The sequence below is a fragment of the Streptomyces sp. WMMC500 genome (assembly GCF_027497195.1).
Taxonomy (GTDB): domain Bacteria; phylum Actinomycetota; class Actinomycetes; order Streptomycetales; family Streptomycetaceae; genus Streptomyces.
This window is the reverse complement of sequence record NZ_CP114905.1, coordinates 1,979,850-1,998,830: the sequence shown is the minus strand read 5'-3', so window position 1 is coordinate 1,998,830 and position 18,981 is coordinate 1,979,850. Positions and strand designations below refer to the sequence as shown.

Below are 18,981 nucleotides of genomic sequence, written 5' to 3'. Positions count from 1 at the left end.
TGGAGCGCGTGCGTCAGCAGTTCGTGCTCGTCAGCCGGCGGTCGAGGTGGTCGTACCACCTGACGCCCTGGACGACCGCGACGACGACCGAGCCGTTGTGGATCTGCTCGTAGTGCAGGTGCGGTGTGAACTCGTGGATCGCGGACGTGGCGCCGACCTTCCCGATCACCTGGCCGCGCGTGACCTGCGCGCCGCGCGCGACGGTGCGCTCCTTCAGATGCGCGTAGCGGGTCCGCCAGCCGTCTCCGTGGGCGATGACGACGGTGTTGCCGTAGCCGTCGCCGGTGGAGTAGTACGACGCGACGACGGTGCCGCCCGCGCTGGCGAGCACGCGGCGGCCGAGGTCGTCGGGGGTGCCCTGGGCGTTGTAGTGGTTCCAGTCGATGGAGTGCGCCGGGCTGTGCCCGGCCCAGTTGTTGCCGCGCCAGACCTGGCCGCAGAGGAACGGCATCCTGAAGCCGGGCCGGGCCAGCGGCGTCGCCGTCTCTGACGACGCGCCGGCCGCGGGGGCCGCGGCGGCGACCGGCGTCGCGACGGCCGCGGCGGCGGCCACGCTCACCGCGGCGAGCAGGCGGCGGAAACGTCTGCGCATGGTTCTCCCCTTGTCGTCGGTGACCCGGCGATTGAAGGGGGCGTCGATACAAAGCGGATACACAAGGCGGGGACGGTCCGCGCGCCCGACCGCCGGCGGTGGTGTGCTCCGCCGATGGGATGCACCATTGAGGTGTGGGATCACGGAAAGACCGCAGGCCGGAAGCGTCTGGCGGCGAGGCAGAGGGCTATCGGTTCGACATCACCGATGCCGCCGTCGTGGTGGACTCGCAGGGTCTGGTCCAGCACTGGAACGAGGGCGCCGAAGCGCTGTTCGGTTACGCTGCGGCGGACGCGGTTGCACACCCTGTGACGGATATTCTGTCGATTCCGTGGGAGAAGCGCTGGGAGACAGCCGAACGGAACCCGGCCGGAAGAGGATGGACGGGCTCCTTCACGGCGCGGCACCGCGACGGGAGCCGCCTTCGGGTCAGGGCGCAGGTCTGTCCGCTGGGGGGCGATCACCGGGCGAGCTGGCTCATCGTGGCCACCAGCCTCGCCACCGCACACGAGCGGGAGCGCGAGCAGGCGATTCTGCGCGGACTGTTCTCCCAGTCACCGTTCGGGCTGACCGTCGTGGATCCGCAACTGAGGGTCGTCATGGTCAACCCGGCCCTGGAACGCATGGAGGGCGTCCCCGCGCGGCTGCGTCTGGGCCGCGCGCTGGGCGACACCGTTCCCGAGGAGGTCGGTCCGATAGCCGAGGCCCACGCCCGGGAGGTACTGGAGACGGGTGAGCCACGGGTCGCCGTCTCCCATGTCGATCCCCCGGTCGCTTCCTCCTCCCATCTGCCGCACGTCCGCTCCCGCTCCTCCTTCAGGCTTCAGGACCCGGCCGGCCGCACCCTGGGGATGGGCCAGGCGGTTCTCGACGTCACCGGCTACTACCAGGCGCGACGACACCTCACCCTGATCAGCGAGGCCGGTATCCGCATCGGCAGCACGCTGGATCTCGACCGTACCGCCCAGGAGTTCGCCGAGGTGCTGGTGCCGCAGGTCGCGGACTTCGTCGCCGTCGACCTCTCCGCCGCCGTCGTCCACGGCCACGAGCCCGATCCGGTCCTGATCGCCGACTCCGCCGAGCTGATCCGGCGCGCTCAGCAGTCCATCCGGGAGGACATCCCGGAATCCGTGACGCCGGCGGGGACACCGGTCACCTATTCCAGATCGTCGCCTCAGCAGCGTTGCGTCACCTCGGGCCGTTCCGTGCTGGAGCCCACCGTGGATCTGTCGACCTCCTGGCTGTCCCAGGACGCGGTGCACTCGGACAAGCTGAAGGAAGTCGGCATCCACTCCCTCCTGGTGGTCCCCCTGCGCGCCCGCGGCATCACCATGGGGGTGGCCACCCTGGTGCGCTGGAAGAACCCCGAAGCCTTCGACGCCGACGATCTCCTCCTCGTCGAGGAACTCGCCGCCCACGCGGCCGTCTGCGTCGACAACGCCCGGCGCTTCGGCCGCGAACACCGCGCCGCCCTGTCCCTCCAGCGCCACCTCCTCCCCAAGGACCTGCCGACCCCCACCGGCGTGGAAGTCGCCTACCGCTATCTGCCGGCCGACACCCACGCCGGCGTCGGCGGAGACTGGTTCGACGTGCTGCCCCTCTCCGGTGGGCGCATCGGACTGGTCGTCGGCGACGTCGTCGGCCACGGCATGAAGGCGGCGGCCACCATGGGACGCCTGCGCACCGCCGTCCAGACCCTCGCCGACCTCGACCTGCCGCCCGACGAGCTCGTCGCCCACCTCGACGACCTGGTCTCCCATCTCGACGAAGCGGAGGCAGGAGACCGCCGCATCCCCGGCGTGATCGGGGCCACCTGCGTGTACTGCGTGTACGACCCCATCTCCCGCACCGCGGACATCACCCGAGCGGGCCATCCCCCGCCCGCCATCGCCCATCCCGACAAAGCCGTCGAATTCCTGGACATCCCGGCGGGACCCCCGCTCGGACTCGGCGGCCTGCCCTTCGAATCCACGCACCTCACGATCCCGGACGGAAGCGTCCTCGCCTTCTACACCGACGGCCTCATCACCGCCTCCCCCGACCGCGACATCGATCTCGGCTTCACCCGGCTGGCCTTCGCGCTGGCCTACCCCGACCGCCCGCTGGAGGAGATCTGCGACGTCATGGAGCGCCTCCTGCTCCCGGACCATCCCCGTGACGACGTCGCCTTCCTCGTCGCACGCCCGCGCTCCATCGACGAGGAGAACGTCGCGACCTGGCACCTGCCCCGCGAACTCACCGCGGTCGGCCAGGCCCGGTCCCTGACCACCGAGCAACTCGACGCCTGGCACCTGGACGATCTCGCCTCCACCGCCGAACTGATCGTCAGCGAGCTGGTGACCAACGCCATCCGCCACGCCTCCGGCCCCGTCGACCTGCGCCTCATCCGCGACGTGAACCTGATCCTCGAAGTCTCCGACGGCAGCCACACCTCCCCCCACCTGCGCCAGGCGGCCATCGACGACGAGGGCGGGCGCGGGCTCTTCCTGGTGGCCCAGTTCGCCCAGTCCTGGGGAACCCGCTACACGACGGACGGCAAGACCATCTGGGCCGAACAGCATCTCCCTCCGGGGGTGCGGGCGGGAGCGTAGAGAAGCTGCGGACCGCAGTCCGCCGGCGGGGGCGGAGAGCGGTCAGGACCGGTCGGAGGCGGCCTCCGCGGCGGGGGCGGAGGCGGGGGTGTGCGGGGTGCCCTCGGCGCGGTGGCGGGCGCGGACCGCGCCGCTGTGGGCGCGGACCTGCTCGGGGCGCTCGCCGGTGGCGGCGGCGACCTCCCCGGCGCGTACGTGGTGGATCAGCGCCTCCGCCGGGCGGCCGGCGCCGAGCAGCGCCTCGCCGAGGCCGTTGAGCGCCGCCGCCTCGCCGTAGCGCTCGCCGGTGGTGGCGAACAGCCGCAGCGCCCGCCGGTGGTGGTCGGCCGCGTCCTCGTACCGCTCCTGCGCCAGGTACACGTCGCCCAGCGCCGTCAGCGCGTACGCCTCGCGGCCCTCGTGTCCCAGCGCGCGGTAGAGGTCGAGCGCCTGGCGCAGGTGCCCGGCGGCGGCCGTGACGTGCCCCTGCCGCAGTTGGACGCGGCCGAGGAACATCAGCGTGCGGGCGCGGCCGGGCCGGTCGCCGGTGACGGCGTGCAGCGCCAGCGCCCGGCGCTGGTGCGCGGCGGCCCCTGCCAGGTCGCCGCGGCGGAGGCAGACGTTGCCGAGGTTCGTCAGCGTACGGGCCCGGCCGACCCGGTCGCCGACCTCCGCGTAGAGCGCGAGCGCGCGCCCGTGGCAGTCGGCGGCGCGGTCGAGCCGGCCGAGCCGCCAGTGGACGTTCCCGAGGTTCGACAGGGCGCGGGCCAGGCCGGCGAGGTCGCCGGAGCGCTCGTGCAGCACGAGGGCCCGTTCCAGGAACTCCTCGGCGGGCAGGTGCTCGCCGAGCCGCCAGTGGACGGCGCCCAGGCTGGTCAGGGCGTGCGCCTCGCCGGAGACGTCGCCGGTGCGCTCCGCGGCGTGCAGCGCGTGGGTGTGGAAGGAGAGCCCCTCCGCGTGATGGCCGCCGTCGAGGTGGCGGAAGAGCACGGCCGCGAGGCCGACGGCGTACTCCGGCCCGGGCCCGGCCGCAGCCGCGGCGCACACCGCGCCCAGCACCGGCAGCTCCGCGTCGAGCCAGTCGCGGGCCTCGGCGGGCCCGTGCACGGGCGCGGGCGGCAGCGGGCGGCCGGCGGGCGGGCGGTGGTGCCGCTCGGCCGGGTAGAGCTGGTCCATCGCGGCCGTCGCGCCGGCCAGGTAGTGGTCGTACAGGCGGACGCGCGCCGCACCGCCGCTCTCCTCGGCGTCGTGCCGGCGCGCCAGGTCCGCCGCGTACGCGCGCAGCAGGTCGTGCATCGCGAAGCGGCCGGGCCGCGGGGACTGCACGAGGTGCGCGCCACGCAGCGCGTCGAGCAGCCGCGCGGCGTCGTCCTCCGGCACGTCGAGCAGCGCCGCGGTGGCCCGTACGCCGAAGTCGGGGCCGGGGTGCAGGTGCACCAGCCGGAACGCGCGCGCGGCGGCGGGCGGCAGGTGCCGGTACGACCAGGAGAGCACCGACCGCACGGCCGCCCGCGGGTCGCCGCCCGCGTCCAGCAGGTCCAGCCGCCGCCGGTGGTCGGCCAGCTCCGTCACCAGCTCCGCCAGCGGCACCCCCGGGCGCGTGGCCGCCAGCTCGGCCGCCACCCGCAGCGCCAGCGGCAGCCGCGCGCACTGTTCGGCGAGCGCGGCGTACGAAGCGGGGTCCGCCGGCGCCCGCCGGCCGACGAGCAGCCGGAGCAGCGCGACCGCCTCGTGCCGCGGCAGCGGCCCCAGGGAGAGGCGGCGGGCGCCGTGCAGCGCCACCAGTCCCGCCATGCTGTCCCGGCTCGTGACGAGCACGGCGCACGACGGTGAGCCGGGCAGCAGAGGGCGTACCTGCTCCACCGACAGCGCGTTGTCCAGCACGAGGAGCAGCCGCCGGCCGGTGACCTCGGTGCGGAAGCGGGCGGCGCGCTCCTCCGGGTCGAGCGGGATGTGCGCCCCGCCGAGGCCGAGGGCGCGCAGGAAGCCGGTGAGGGCGTCGGCCCAGGGCAGCGGGCTCCGCGGGTCGTAGCCGCGGAGGTCGACGTAGAGCTGGCCGTCCGGGAAGCGGCCGCGCACGCGGTGCGCCCAGTGCACGGCGAGCGCCGTCTTGCCGGCGCCGGCGGTGCCGGAGACCACCAGGACCGGCAGCGGGCCGGGGCCGGCGGACAGCGGCTCGTCGAGCGCGCGCAGTTCGCCGCCGCGGCCGGAGAAGCCGTAGACGTCGGCGGGGAGTTGGGACGGTACGGGGCGGGGGGCCGGCGGCGCCGGCCAGAGGGGCACGGGCTGCGCCACGGCTGCCGGCCGCTCCGCCGGCCGCGGCGCCGGGGGCTGCGGGTTCCGCGTCCGCGGCGGCAGGGGCGCCGAGGGCGGCGCCCCGCCCTGCGGGCCTTCGCCTGCGCCGTGCGGCGTCGCCCGCGGCCGCCCCCGCCGGCCCCCGCCGCCCGGGCCGTCCGGCTCCCGCAGCAGCCCCGCGTACGCGGCGGTCAGCTCCGGCCCGGGGTCGACGCCCAGCTCGTCGGCGAGCCGGCGGCGGGTGTCGAGGTACGCGGCGAACGCCAGATCGCGCTGCCCCACCGCCTCGTACGCGCGCACCAGGCACGCCTGCGCGCCCTCGTCCAGCGGATGCCGGCCCGCGTACTCCACCAGCAGCGGCAGCGCCTCCGCCGCCCCGCCCGACGCGACCATCGCCGCCCCGTACCGGGCGACCGCCGCCCGCCGCTCGCCCGCCAGCGCGACCAGCGCCGGATGCCCCGCGAGCAGCGGGAGGTCCGCGAGCGGGGGCCCGTGCCAGAGCGCGAGCGCCTGGCCGAGCAGCGCGGCCGAGCGCCGCGGCCCGTGCTCGCGCCGCGCCGTCTCGGCCCGCGCGGCGAGCCGCCGGAAGCGCGTGAGGTCGACACCGTCGACCGCGCCGGCCGCGTCGCCCCCGCCGTCCGCCTCGCCTGCGCCGTCCGCGTCGGCCTCCGGCACGTGCAGCGCGTACCCCTCGCCCACCCGCGGCAGCAGCGCGCTCGCGGTGCGCGCCGGCCGGTCCGGCTCCAGCAGTCGGCGTAATCGCTTCACGTACGTCTGGATCAGGTTCGCGGCGCTGCGCGGCTGCGCCTCGCCCCACAGCGCCTCGGCCAGCTCGCCGCGCGTGAGCGGCCGGCCGTCCGCCAGCACCAGCAGCCCGAGCAGCGCCCGCTGCTGCGGGGTGCCGAGGGGGACGCGCACCGCGTCCCGCCACACCTCCAGCGGACCCAACACCTGCACCCGCATGTCGTTCCCCCTCGCTCGCCCCACTGCGCGGCTCCCCGCGGCACAGGATTCTGCAGACACCGCGAGCCGTCCAGCAGTTCGAGGCCCGGGACGCGCGGGACGGCCGCCGGGGCACGGCGCGGAGCCCGCCCCGGATGAGGACCGGGGCGGGCTCGGGGGGCGAACGCGGCCGGCGCGGTGGCCGCGGGCGTCGCTCAGTTGGAGTCGAGCTGGACGGCGATGTCGCTGATGGGCAGCGGGAACTGACCCAGGCCGGTCGTCTCGCCGGTCAGCAGGTTCACGTCGTACAGCGCGTACGCGCCGCCGGCGGCCGGCTGCAGGCTGGCGAACGCGGTGTTCGTCTTCGTCTTGCCGTTGACGAGGTCGGCGTAGACGTCCAGGCCCGCGTTCGGGCCGGCGTCGAAGCCGAGCGAGCCGGTCGGGGCGAGCGTGCCGTTGTTGGCCGGGGACTGGATGACCACCTGGTCGGTGGTGGTGTTGATGCCGAACAGGGTGGTGGCGGTCTGGTTGTTGAGATCGTTGTTCGTGTAGCCGGACGCGGTCACGCCCCGCGTCGTGCCGCCCGGCGGCGTGGTGAGGACGAGGTCCTCGACGGTGGTGTGGTCGTTCAGGTTGTGCCGCAGGTTCTGGCCGTTGTCGCTGACCACCCGCAGCCGGTCGGCGGCGGGGTTGTGGTCGAAGCCGAAGTTGGTCCCGTACAGCGGGACCTGGAGCTGCGAGACCTTGGTGACGACCACGTCCGGGGTCTGCGGCGGCATGGTGATCGTGTAGATCCCACCCTGGTCGCCGAGGCCGTACAACTTGCCGTCCTGGGGGCGGAAGTCGATGCCGCGAAGGGCCGTGTCGCCCTTCAGCCCGGTGACGACCCGGACCCAGTCCAGCACGGTGGGCCGGTCGGTGGTGAAGGTGGACATGAGCGTGCCGTCGCTGGAGATGCCGTAGGCGCGCAGGCTCGCGGCGCTCTGCGAGTTGGAGCTGCCGGACGCCGGTGCGGCCACGGCGAGCGCCGCGACGGCGGACAGCGCGGCGACCGCCGCGACGGCTCTCTTCCTGAATCCTGTCACTGGTCTTCCCCCTCCTGTGTGGCGAGCCACTGTGTGGCGAGCGGGCCACAAGCTATGCGGGGGGACTGGACGCCGATTGGACGACGGCTGGCCGTACCGGCGGTACGGGGCACGGGGCCGGACGTACGGCCCCGCGCACCTCGCCCACCGCGGCGGCTCAGCCGCCGTGGCCGTCCGGCCTGTCGCCGACAGCGGTGAAGGAGCGCGTCACCAACCGTGTGATGCAGGCGTCAGGACGGCTCGTCGGGGCCGGATTCGAGGCCGGACTCCCGGGCGGCAGGCTCGCCGTCAGGTCTGCGGGGTACGGGCGTTGCTGGTCGCCCATGCGAGCGCGTAGTCGGCCACCTGCTCCCAGCCGGGCTCCACGCCCGTGAAGTGCGAGCGGTCCGGGAACTCGTACGTCTCGGTCAGGGCCGCGGAGTTGCGGTACTTCTTCGCGTTCGAGCGGATCACCGCGGGCGGCATCAGGTGATCCTTGCCGCCGATGATGAACAGCAGCGGCGCCCGCTCGTCCCGGTCGTAGTCGACCCAGGTCTCCTGGTGTCCCGGCTTCCAGTTGGCGAGCAGGCCGTAGTTCCACACCCAACTGCCGGGCGCCGGGATGTGGAGGCGGTCGTACGCCGCGTCGGACTCCTCCCGGGTGCAGGTGTTGGCGAACGCGTAGTGGAACTGCTCCTTGGTGAAGCCCACCGCGCGGTGCCGGTTGGCCGGGTTGGAGAGCACCGGGAACAGGGACTTGATCTGGGACGGCGGGTTCACCCGCACACCCTCGGGCGGCGCCGAGTCGATGGTCACGGCGGCCACGCCCAGGCCCCGGTTGACCAGGAGCTGGGTGAAGGTCCCGCCGAAGGAATGGCCCATGATGATCGGCGGACGGTCCAGGCTCTCGATCACGTTGCCGAGATGGTCGAGGGTTTCGGAGACGGACGCCGCGGCGATGATCTCGGGCTTCGCGCGCAGCGCCTCCACCTCGATCTCGAACCCCGGGTACGACGGCACGACCACCTCGTACCCCTTCGCCCGGTAGTGCTGCGCCCAGCGGTCCCAGCTTCTCGCGGTCATCCAGAGCCCGTGGATCAGCACGATCGGCGGGGCATCGGTCGTCGGCTCGCTCATGTGCCGCAGCTCCTCTCGCTCGGGGCTCTCACCATCGTCGGCCCCGAGGACGGGTCCCACAAACGCAGCGACGAAGTGGCGGGACGGGCCGGAGTGTGCCGGTGCACGGATGCGATCATGACGCGCAGGGGCGACGCTGGTGTGCGTGGCCATGCTGCGCAGCCTGCCCGCCGGCCTGGCGTGACGACGCCCCGCCGTGCCGCCGTGCAGCGGTCCTCGGTACCTCCCCACCCCCCACCTCACGGAGTACGTCATGACCGCTCCCTCCGGCTCCATCGTTCTGGAGCCCGCCGCCCAGCAGTTCGCCCAGGACACGTCCCAGCCGCCGTTCCTGTACGAGATGGGGCCCGAGAAGGCCCGCAAGCTCCTGGACGACATTCAGGCCGAACCGATCGGGAAGCCCGACGCCGACTCGGAGTGGATCACCGTTCCCGCCGACGTCGGCGACGTCCAGGTCCGCATCGTCCGGCCGCGCGGGGTCGCCGGGCCTCTCCCCGTGGTGCTCTACATGCACGGCGGCGGATGGATTCTGGGCAACGCCGGCACCCACGACCGGCTGGTGCGCGAACTCGCGGACGGGGCGCGGGCCGCGGTCGTGTTCGTCGAGTACGCCCGCTCTCCCGAAGCCCACTACCCGGTCGCGATCGAGCAGGGCTACGCCACCGCGCAGTGGATCGTCAGGGAAGGCGCCGCCCACGGCCTCGATCCGGACCGCATGGCGGTTGCGGGCGACTCGGTCGGCGGGAACATGACGGCCGCCCTCACGCTCATGGCCAAGGAGCGCGGCGACGTCCGCTTCGTGCACCAGTCGATGTACTACCCGGTCACCGACGCCGGCATGGACACCGAGTCCTACGCCGACCTCGCCTCCGGCTACTACCTCACCGCCAAGGCCATGGAGTGGTTCTGGAACGCCTACGCGCCCGACCGCTCGCAGCGCGGCGAGATCACCGCGTCCCCCCTGCGGGCCGGACTCGACCAGCTCTCCGGTCTCCCGCCGGCCCTCCTCCTCGTCGACGAGGCGGACGTGCTCCGCGACGAGGGCGAGGCCTACGCGGCCAAGCTCCGCTCGGCCGGCGTCGACGTCACCACCGTCCGTTACGACGGCGTGATCCACGACTTCATGATGCTCAACCCGCTCAGCGACACCCGGGCCGCCCGGGCGGCCGTCGCCCAGTCCGTCACGGCGCTGCGCGACGCCCTGGGCAGTGGTGCGGGCTCCTCCTGAGCGGCCCGCCACGGTGTGCCCACGGTGGGAATGTCACAGGGTGCGCGGCTGTCCGGTCAGAGGGGTGACCACTCCGCCGGACACGAGGGAAGCCGTGCACCCTTCGTGACCGTCCGCGGTGTCACAGGCAGGCCGCCCGCCCGGTTCCAGATGGCGACCAGCCGAACGTCCCAGGGGAGTGACCCACGTGCTGCAGCAGGTGCCGACGAGCGACGAGAAGCAGGAGTGGCGGTGGATCGTCCCCGGCGGTCTGTGGGAGATCGCCCGCCCCCTGCTGCCACCGGAGCATGCCCGGCCGCAGGGCGGCGGAACACGGAACACGCCCGATCAGACGGTGTTCGCCGCCGTCGTCTACGTCCTGGTGTCCGGCTGCGCCTGGCGTGCCCTGCCGCCCTGCTTCGCCCTGTCGAAGTCCACCGCCCACCGCCGCTTCCTGCTCTGGTCCCGTGCCGGGGTGTGGGACCGGTTGCACCGGGCGGTGCTCGACACCCCGGCCGCGGCGGGGATGGCCGACCTGTCCCGTACGGTCCTGGTCTCCGCCCGGGAGCGGGCGGAGGAAGGGGCGAACCTGCGGGCACGGGTTCCGTGGGAGGGCGCTGACCCGGTCATGCGGTGCGCCGCCTGCCGGGCAGGGCAGAACCGCCCCGCGTGCCCCTCGCGCTAGCCGGAGTCCGGATCAGTGCGCGGTCGAGTCGCCGAGCGCGGTCTTCAGCTCGGCCCGCCCCTTGATGCCGAGTTTCAGGAAGACCTTGTGCAGGTGGTACTCGGCGGTGCGCGCGCTGATGAACAACCGCGCCCCGATGTCCCGGTTCGTGAGCCCTTCGCGGGCGAGGCGCGCCACGTTCAGCTCCTGCTCGGTGAGCTGCGCCGTCGGCCGCTGCGCGCGCGCGTGCGGTGCCTCGCCGATCGTGCCCAGTTCGCGTGCGGCGCGGTCGGCGAAGCCCTTCATGCCGCAGCGCGACAGGACGTCGTACGCGGACGTGAGCTGCTCGCGGGCGTCCGCGTGCCGGCCCTGGCGCACGAGTTCCTCCCCGTACAGCAGCTTGCAGCGGCCGATCATGATCGGGATGCGCTCCCGCTCGAAGCGCGCGAGCGCTTCCACGTACCGGCTCTCCGCCTCGTCGCCCTCCCGCAACTGCGCCTCGGACATCGCCAGGACGGCGCGCGCCCAGGTCGTCCCGACCGGTCGCGTGACGGCGGCCAACTGCTCGAACGCCTGCTCGGCGAGGGCCCGTTCGCCCGTGTGCGTGGCCGCCTCGACGAGCTCCAGCAGGGTGCGCATCGCGTGGTTCAGCTCGTGTGTGTACGGCAGCTCGCGGCGTCCTGAGGCCACCGCCTCGGCGAAGCGGCCGAGGCCGTTGTAGAGGATGGCCTCGGAGAAGTTGACCGCGCTCACGCCGTAGCCCTCGCCGCGTGCCTGCGCGTCGGCGCGGATCCGCTCCGTCCACCGCTTCGTCTCCTCGGCCTCCCCCCGGTACGCGGCGAGGAAGAGCCGGCCGTACTGCGGCAGCGGGTTGCCGGTGACCTCCTTGATGGCTTCTATCTCGTCGCAGGACGCTTCCGCGGCGTCCAGGTCGCCGTCGACCGTCTGCGCCAGCATCAGCAGGCTCAGGGCGATCGGCAGCACCGTCAGGACTCCTTCGGCGCGGGCGAGTTCGACCGCGCGGTTCGCGAGCGCGCGGAGGGCGGGGGCGTCCCAGAGGTCCTGCGCGGAGCGCGAGGCGAACCACATCCAGTGCAGCTCCAGCGCCGGGGCCTGCTCCATGAAGGCGCGCTGGGCGCGGCGCAGGGTCTGCAGGGCCGCCTGCTGCCCCCTGGCGGCGAGCAGTGCCTGGCCGCGCAGGATCAGGTCCCGTGCCCGGTCGGACTCCTCCGCGGCGGGGGTCGCCTCCAGGATCGCGTTCGCCACGGCGGCGGCCTGCTCGGCGTCGCCGAGCCGGCCGCCGTAGATCGCGGCTGCCAGCGCCTCGATGTAGGTGTCGCGGGCCAGGACGGGGTCGAGTCCCTCCAGGCCCTGCGCGGCGGCGAGCAGGCGCTGCGTGCCGCTGCGATCACGCCGTAGCGCGTACCCGGCGCGGGCCCGCAGCCGGGCGACGAGCGCTTCCTGCAACTCGCTGAGGGGGAGGTCGCCGGCGGATTCGAGCAGGTGCAGCGCGGCCGTCGGCGCGCCCGCCTCGTGCTTGGCCTCGGCCGCGGCGATCAACCGCTGCGCGCGGGGGAACGGCTGGGGAGTCAGTTCCGTCGCCCGTTCCAGGAAGGCGGCCGCGGCGGCGGCGCCGCCCCGGGTCCGTGCCCGTACCGCGGACCGCTCCAGCTCGGCGGCGACCTCTTCGTCCGGGTGCAGGGTCGCGCTGGCCCGGTGCCAGGCCCGGCGGTCGGGGTCGTGCTCGGCGCTGGTGACGTCGGCCAGCGCGGCGTGGACGCGGCGGCGGTCCTCCGGCGCCGCCGAGCGGTAGACCGCCGACCGTACGAGCGGATGGCGGAACCCGGCGCGGGTGCCGACGACCAGCGCGTCGGCCTGCGCGGCGGCGTCGAAGTCCGTCGGTCCCAGCCCGAGTATCGCGCTCGCGCGCCACAGCAGCCCGGGGTCGCCCGTCGGCTCGGCGGCTGCCAGCAGCATCAGCAGGCGCGTCGACGCGGGCAGCGGCTCGAACTGGGCGACCAGGCTCTGCTCGATACGGCCTTCCAGCGCCACCGAGCCGGCGAGAGCGAACCCGCCGGCGATCTCGGCCGGGCTCAGCGCCCGCGGCAGCTCCCGCAGCGCGAGCGGGTTGCCGCGTGCCTCCGCGAGCAACTGGTCGCGGATGCGCCGGTCCAGGCCGCCCGGGGCGGCGAGCCGCAGGAGCTCGCGCGCGTCCTCGTGGCCCACCCCGGTGATCTCCATCCGGGGCAGCCCGGCGAACGCGTCGTCCACCGTGCGCATGGCCAGGACGAGGGCGACTCCCTCGGCGTCGAGGCGCCGGGCGGCGAACGCGACCGCGCGTGCCGACGCCTCGTCGAGCCACTGGGCGTCGTCGACGAGGCAGAGGAGCGCCCGTTCGTCCGCGGCCTCGGTGAGCAGCCCGAGCAGGGCGATCCCGACGAGGAAGGGGCTGGGTGCGGAGCCCTGGCGCAGCCCGAGCGCCGTCTCGATCGCCTCGCGCTGCGGGCCCGGCAGGCGTCCGGCCGAGCCCATCAGGGGTCCGCACAACTGATGCAGCCCCGCGTAGGCCAGCTCCATCTCGGACTCCGGCGCGATCATGCGCTCGATCCGGGCATGGCCCGCGGCACCCTCCGCCATCCGCTCCAGGAGCGCGCTCTTGCCGATACCCGCCTCACCGGAGACGACCAGCGCACCGCTCTTTCCGGCGCGGGCGCGCTCGACCATCGCGTGCAGCTCGGCCGACTCGCGGACGCGTCCCCGCAGGGGCGCGCTTTCGGGCACTCTGCCGTCTTCGCTGGAGATGACCACGCGAAGATGCTAGCGAACTGCGTGTCCTACGTGGTGGGGGCCGGTTGGCGGACGGCCGTGCCCCGCCGGTCAGGCGGGCGGGGGGACGCGCAGGTGCCGTCGTTCGGCCAGTTCCTCCGCGCCCACCACAGTCAGCACGGGAGTGCCCGGGGGCGCGAACATGGTCACCACCAACTGCGACTGCGCGTCCTGGAGGTTGTTGGCGCCCTGGTAGTGGATCACGTCGCCGCCGGGTTCGAAGACGGCGTCCCCGGCCTTGAGCACCCGGGGTGCCTCCCCCTCCAGTTCGAAGAGGATCTCTCCCTGGGTCACGTAGCCGAAGAGCGGTCCCGGGTGCCGGTGGGGCGGGGCGCCGGTGTCGCCGGGCGCCAGGGTGACCCGCACCGTCCTCGCCTCGGCGCCGGCCGGGATCCCGTCCGTCGCCTCAGCCAGGGTGGCGATGATCTCGACGCCCGGGGGCAGGTGTGCGTGCTCGGCAGTCATGTCTTTCCTTCCACACGGTGTGATCGTCACGGAGGAGACCGGACAGCCGTCCCGTTTGTGACGGCACCCCGTCGCCGTACGTCCCGGACGGACCCGTGCGTCAGTCCGGCGTGGCGGAGCCGGCGGTAGGCAAAGGGACGTTCGCGCTGTCAGGCCGTCCGCTACGCCGCCTCGCTGGGCGTGGGAGTTTCCTGCTCCGGCGCCTCGGCCCTCCTCATCTCGCGCCGTTCGCGCTCGGTCGTCCCGCCCCAGATGCCGTGCACCTGCCCGAGGCGCAGGGCCCATTCGAGACACGGCGCCGCGACGGGGCAGGTGCGGCACACCGTCTTCGCCTCGGCGATCTGGTTCAGCGTCGGCGTGGAGTTCCCGGCGGGGAAGAACAGTTCGGGATCGGCGTGCAGGCACGCGGCCCGTTCCCGCCAGTAGGCGAGATAATCTCTCCGGTAAGCGGGCATGGCAGATCAGCCTCCAGGGTCCCGACCGCTGGCCTGAATCGAGGGAGAGCCCCTCTGCACCCGATCGCGGTCATCTCCGGCCGGACGACGGGCTTTCGGGCTCTCACGTAAGACCGGACACCCCGCGTCCGTGTGACACGCGACCGGGGGCGGGGCGAGTCCGCGTCGTCCGAGCGGCGGTCTCCCCGAGCGGCACCGGCTCCACGGACCCGCGGATGTCACACCCCGATGGGCTGCCCGGTCTCCCCTGCGGGACGGCCCGCACTCCGCTCGTGCGGGCCGGACCGGGGAGAGGAGCAGCCATGCGCCCACGAGGCTGGAACCGCAGATGCCTCCGCGCGACGACCGGCCGCCGTCGCCGCGGCCGGTGCGGTCGCGCGGGCGTACCGCTCGTCCGGCGGCCCGTCCCCGCTCGGCCGGGCTCGCATGACTGTCCGCTCCAGCGCAGAAGGTCGCATGATGCCGCGAGACACTGACGAGCCCTTCGACCACGCCGCCACGGGTGTCCGCCTCGCCGCCGAAGCGGCCCTGCTGGAGGCCCGCGCCGGTCTGCTCGCGGAGGCGATCGACGCCGTCGACGCCCGCATCGAGGCACTCTCCCTCGCGTTGAGCAGGCTGCGCCGTACGTCCGCGACCGAGTAGGGGCCGCGGGCCCCGCCGTCGGCCCCGGGCGCCGCGCCGCGCATGGCGCGGCGCCCGGAACCGCAACCCGCGGGACTGCACGGGCGGAGCGTTCGGGACACCTGCAGCAGGACAGTGTCAACCGGTGCCGGAAACACTGTGTGCAGAGTACCCACCGGGGAATCCGGGCTCAAGTCGCCCCGGAAATCGACCCGAACTGCGAAAACGCCCACGACGCCGACCGTGCGGCGTCCCGCATTCCGGAACCGCTCCGCGGATGTCGGGCCCTATGTGTCACAACATTCACCGGTGTCTTGTCCTAGTCGGTGCACAGGGCTGATTTCGGTGTCAGGAAAGGGACCGGTATGCGGGTCGTCGTCGCAGGGGCCACCGGGCTGATCGGTGCCAGGACCGAGTCGAGACTGCGTGAGCGGGGTGTGGAGGTCAGGCCCCTGTCACGCGGTCACGGTGTGAACGTCCGCACCGGGCGCGGACTCGACGCCGCGCTGCGGGGCGCCGACGTGGTGGTCGACGTCACCGACGCGCCGGTCAGGTCCATGGTGGCGGGGGTGCGCTTCTTCCGTGTCGCCACCGCCCATCTCCTGGCGGCAGCCGCCGCGGCGGGCGTCGAGCACCACGTCGTGCTGTCCATGGTGGGAGCCGGCCCGCTGCACGCGGGCTACTTCGGCGTGAAGGAGTCGCAGGAGGACCAGGCCCGGCGCTCGGTGATCCCGCACTCGATCGTGCGCGCCACGCTGTCCTTCGAATCGATCGAGGCCATGGTGCTCGCCGACCCTCGCATGGACGGCCCCCACCGGGACGAGGTACGCGTCCCGCCCGTGCCGACACGGCCCGTGGCCGCCGACGACATCGCCGCCGCGGTCGCCCATGTCGCCGTCGGCCCGCCGCTGTTCGGCATCCGGGAGGTGGCCGGGCCCGAGGAGTACCGCCTCGACGAGTTCGTCGCCAAGCTCCTGGCCGCGCGGGGGGACACCCGCGACGTCGTGGCCGACGAGAAGGCCGCGCTCCTTGGCGCGCGGCTGAAGGAGAGCTCGCTGCTTCCGGAGGCCGCGGCCCACGTCGGCCGGACGACGTTCGGCGAATGGCTCGCCCGGATCTGACCCGCCTCGCCCCGGCACCCCGCAGAAAGGCAGCCATGAGCGACCCGAACCGGCCCACGACGTCCGCGACGGCCAGTGAACTCGACCAGCTACCCGACGCCGACGCCGAGGAGACGCGCGAATGGCAGGCGTCGCTCGACGCCGTCATCCGGCACGCGGGGCCCGAACGGGCCGCGTACCTGCTGCGCCGGGTGCACGAGTACGCGGCCCGCGCCGGTGTGACGCTGCCCGGGCTGCTCTCCACGGACTACATCAACACCGTCCCGGCGACCTCCCAGCCCGCCTACCCCGGCGACCTCGCACTGGAGACGCGCATCACCGCGCTCAACCGGTGGAACGCCGCCGCGATGGTGACCCGGGGCTCCCGCCTCGGCCTCGGCGGCCACATCGCCACCTACGCGTCCGCCGCGTGGCTGTACGAGACCGGGTTCCACCACTTCTTCCGGGGCAAGGACCGGGACGGCTCCGGCGACCAGCTCTACCTCCAGGGCCACGCCTCGCCCGGCATCTACGCCCGGGTGTTCCTGGAGGGCCGGCTGCACGAGGACCAACTGGACAGCTTCAGGCGCGAGACCGACGGCCACGGGCTGCCCTCCTATCCGCACCCCCGGCGGCTGCCGTGGCTGTGGGAGTTCCCGACGGTGTCCATGGGGCTGGGCCCGCTGGACGCCATCTACCAGGCGAGGTTCAACCGGTACCTGCACCATCGGGGGATCAAGGACACGTCGGGGTCGCACGTGTGGGCGTTCCTCGGCGACGGCGAGGTGGACGAGCCCGAGTCGACGGCGGCGCTGGAACTCGCCGGCCGTGAGGGCCTGGACAACCTCACCTTCGTCGTCAACTGCAACCTGCAGCGGCTGGACGGCCCGGTCCGGTCGAACTCCAAGATCGTGCAGGAACTGGAGGCCCGCTTCCGCGGCGCCGGCTGGCACGTGGTGAAGACCCTCTGGGGCGAGTCCTGGGACCCCCTGCCACGGCAGGACGCCGACGGATCCCTCGTCCGGCGGCTCGGCACGGTGCCCGACGCCCAGTTCCAGACGTACGCCGCGCGCGACGCCGACTACGTCCGCGCGCACTTCTTCGCCGGCGACGCGCTCGCGCGCGTGGCCGCCGGGCTGGGCGACGCGCAGATCACCGACCTGTTCCGCGACTCGCGCGGCGGGCACGAGCCGCTGAAGGTGTACGCCGCCTACCGGGCGGCGGTCGAGCACCGGGGGGCGCCGACGGTCGTCCTGGCCCAGACGGTCAAGGGGCACACCCTGGGCCGGGACTTCGCGTCGCGCAACGCCAACCACCAGATGAAGAAGCTCACCATGGCGCAGTTCCGCGAGATGCGCGACGTGCTGGACCTGCCCATCCCCGACAGCGCGCTGAGCGGGGACTCGGTGCCGTACTGGCACCCGGGTGAGGACTCCGAGGAGGTGCGCTACCTCCGCGACCGGCGCGCCGCCCTGGAGGGTGTCGTCCCCGTCCGCAGGGTGGTGGCCAGGCCGCTGAAGGAGCCGCCGGAGGGGCCGTTCGACGCGCTCCGCAAGGGCTTCGGCCGGCAGGAGGTCGCCACCACCATGGCGCTCGTCCGGCTGGTGAAGGACCTGATGCGGGTCGAGGAGACGGGGCGGCGCTGGGTGCCCATCATCCCCGACGAGGCGCGCACCTTCGGCATGGAGTCGCTCTTCCCGACGGCCGGGATCTACTCGCCGTACGGGCAGACCTACGAGCCGGTGGACGCGGACCAGCTCCTGAGCTACCGGGAGGCCACGGACGGCCAGTTGATCGACGAGGGCATCACGGAAGCGGGCTCGGTGGCCGAGTTCACCGCCGCGGCGACCTCGTACGCCACCCACGGCGAGCCGATGATCCCTCTGTACGTCTTCTACTCCATGTTCGGCTTCCAGCGCACCGGCGACCAGTTCTGGGCCCTGGCCGACCAACTGGGCCGCGGGTTCGTCATCGGGGCGACGGCCGGCCGCACCACCATGACCGGGGAGGGACTGCAGCACGCCGACGGGCACTCCCATCTGCTGGCGTCCACGAACCCGGCGGCGGTGTGCTACGACCCGGCCTTCGCCTTCGAGATCGCGGTGATCGTCCGCGAGGGACTGCGCCGCATGTACGGCGACCGGCCCGAGGACGTCTTCTACTACCTCACCGTCTACAACGAGCCCAAGCGGCAGCCGGCCGTCCCCGCGGAACCCGGCGTCGAGGAGGGCGTCGTGCGGGGCATGTACCGGTTCCGGCGGGCCCGGCCGCACGACGGGGGCCCGCGGATCCAGTTGCTGGCGTCGGGCACGGCCGTCCACTGGGCGCTGGAGGCCCAGGAACTCCTGGCCGCGCGGTGGGGCGTCCTGGCGGACGTCTGGTCGGTGACCTCCTGGACCGAACTGCGCCGCGACGCGCTGGACGCCGACCGGGCCAGGCTGCGGGGTGAGCCGCGGACCCCGTACGTGACGGCCGCCCTGCGGGACGCGACGGGTCCCGTCCTCGCGGTCAGCGACTGGATGCGGCAGGTGCCCGACCAGATCAGCCAGTGGGTCGGACGGGACTACTCGTCCCTGGGCACCGACGGCTTCGGCCTGTCGGACACCCGCGACGCCGTACGGCGCTACTTCCGGGTGGACGCCGAGTCGATCACCGTCGCCGCCCTGGACCGGCTGGCGCAGGCCGGCGTCGTCGATCCGGACACGGTCGCCGAGGCGCGGGACCACCTCGGATGGTCCTAGCCCCGGCCGCACGGCACGGGAACACGGCGCCGGCGGGCGCGCCCGGATACCGGGCACAGCGGGCGCACCGGGTGCGCCGGGCACCCGGTGACGCGAGGCATGCCCTCGGTGCGTCCCCGGGTGTCACAGACCGCGGGGCTACCCGGTCCTACCTAGTGCCCAGCCGCACGAGCCCAGCCCACTCCCCGTGCCGGTGGCCGTGAGCCCCGGGCAGGGGTGACCGGTCGTCCACCAGCACACCGGCAGACCGCGTCATCCACCGGTCCGTTGCCGGGTCTGGTCGAGTGCCGCCCGATTCGCGA

General features: G+C 73.8%; 12 protein-coding genes and 1 pseudogene. 6 read left to right on the top strand and 7 right to left on the bottom strand.

Features of this window, described 5'->3' with window-relative positions:
• Positions 1-13: 13 nt before the first annotated feature.
• The gene (locus O7599_RS08135; RefSeq protein WP_281621445.1) at positions 14-592 is read right to left on the bottom strand and encodes a M23 family metallopeptidase; all 579 of its coding nucleotides are present in this window, start codon (positions 590-592) and stop codon (positions 14-16) included.
• Positions 593-726: 134 nt separating this feature from the next.
• Here O7599_RS08135 and O7599_RS08130 point away from each other — a divergent pair, with 134 nt between their 5' ends.
• Complete coding sequence (locus O7599_RS08130; protein WP_281621444.1) at positions 727-3,183, top strand: SpoIIE family protein phosphatase; 2,457 nt, start codon at positions 727-729, stop codon at positions 3,181-3,183.
• 42 nt (positions 3,184-3,225) lie between these two features.
• On the opposite strand, the gene O7599_RS08125 is transcribed toward O7599_RS08130, so the two are convergent.
• The 3 genes from O7599_RS08125 to O7599_RS08115 all read right to left on the bottom strand — a co-directional run bounded on the left by O7599_RS08125 (position 3,226) and on the right by O7599_RS08115 (position 8,600).
• Positions 3,226-6,420 (bottom strand): tetratricopeptide repeat protein, encoded by a 3,195-nt coding sequence (locus O7599_RS08125; RefSeq protein WP_281621443.1) that lies wholly within the window; start codon positions 6,418-6,420, stop codon positions 3,226-3,228.
• A gap of 194 nt (positions 6,421-6,614) precedes the next feature.
• On the bottom strand, positions 6,615-7,484 hold the full coding sequence (locus O7599_RS08120) for a DUF4394 domain-containing protein (RefSeq protein WP_281621442.1): 870 nt from the start codon (positions 7,482-7,484) through the stop codon (positions 6,615-6,617).
• A 288-nt stretch (positions 7,485-7,772) separates the two neighbouring features.
• Positions 7,773-8,600 (bottom strand): alpha/beta hydrolase, encoded by an 828-nt coding sequence (locus O7599_RS08115; protein WP_281621441.1) that lies wholly within the window; start codon positions 8,598-8,600, stop codon positions 7,773-7,775.
• Positions 8,601-8,853: 253 nt separating this feature from the next.
• Between O7599_RS08115 and O7599_RS08110 the strand changes: the two genes are divergently transcribed.
• Together O7599_RS08110 and O7599_RS08105 are read left to right on the top strand one after the other, a co-directional pair.
• On the top strand, positions 8,854-9,828 hold the full coding sequence (locus tag O7599_RS08110; protein WP_281621440.1) for an alpha/beta hydrolase: 975 nt from the start codon (positions 8,854-8,856) through the stop codon (positions 9,826-9,828).
• A gap of 199 nt (positions 9,829-10,027) precedes the next feature.
• Positions 10,028-10,390, top strand: a pseudogene (locus tag O7599_RS08105) (transposase); the annotation flags it as partial.
• Between the two features lie 114 nt (positions 10,391-10,504).
• Here O7599_RS08105 and O7599_RS08100 read toward each other — a convergent pair.
• The 3 genes from O7599_RS08100 to O7599_RS08090 all read right to left on the bottom strand — a co-directional run bounded on the left by O7599_RS08100 (position 10,505) and on the right by O7599_RS08090 (position 14,217).
• Positions 10,505-13,279, bottom strand: a complete 2,775-nt coding sequence (locus O7599_RS08100; protein ID WP_281621439.1) for a LuxR family transcriptional regulator — start codon at positions 13,277-13,279, stop codon at positions 10,505-10,507.
• 69 nt (positions 13,280-13,348) lie between these two features.
• Positions 13,349-13,762: a cupin domain-containing protein gene (locus tag O7599_RS08095; RefSeq protein ID WP_281621438.1), complete on the bottom strand. Its 414-nt coding sequence runs from the start codon at positions 13,760-13,762 to the stop codon at positions 13,349-13,351.
• 161 nt (positions 13,763-13,923) lie between these two features.
• On the bottom strand, positions 13,924-14,217 hold the full coding sequence (locus tag O7599_RS08090) for a WhiB family transcriptional regulator (RefSeq protein WP_281621437.1): 294 nt from the start codon (positions 14,215-14,217) through the stop codon (positions 13,924-13,926).
• 456 nt (positions 14,218-14,673) lie between these two features.
• On the opposite strand from O7599_RS08090, the gene O7599_RS08085 reads away from it, so the two are divergent.
• The 3 genes from O7599_RS08085 to aceE all read left to right on the top strand — a co-directional run bounded on the left by O7599_RS08085 (position 14,674) and on the right by aceE (position 18,679).
• Complete coding sequence (locus tag O7599_RS08085; RefSeq protein ID WP_281621436.1) at positions 14,674-14,859, top strand: hypothetical protein; 186 nt, start codon at positions 14,674-14,676, stop codon at positions 14,857-14,859.
• A gap of 344 nt (positions 14,860-15,203) precedes the next feature.
• Positions 15,204-15,959 carry an NAD-dependent epimerase/dehydratase family protein gene (locus O7599_RS08080; RefSeq protein ID WP_281621435.1) on the top strand — a complete coding sequence of 252 codons (756 nt, stop codon included), beginning with the start codon at positions 15,204-15,206 and terminating at the stop codon, positions 15,957-15,959.
• A gap of 35 nt (positions 15,960-15,994) precedes the next feature.
• Positions 15,995-18,679: a pyruvate dehydrogenase (acetyl-transferring), homodimeric type gene (gene aceE, locus O7599_RS08075; protein WP_281621434.1), complete on the top strand. Its 2,685-nt coding sequence runs from the start codon at positions 15,995-15,997 to the stop codon at positions 18,677-18,679.
• The last annotated feature ends 302 nt before the right edge of the window (positions 18,680-18,981 follow it).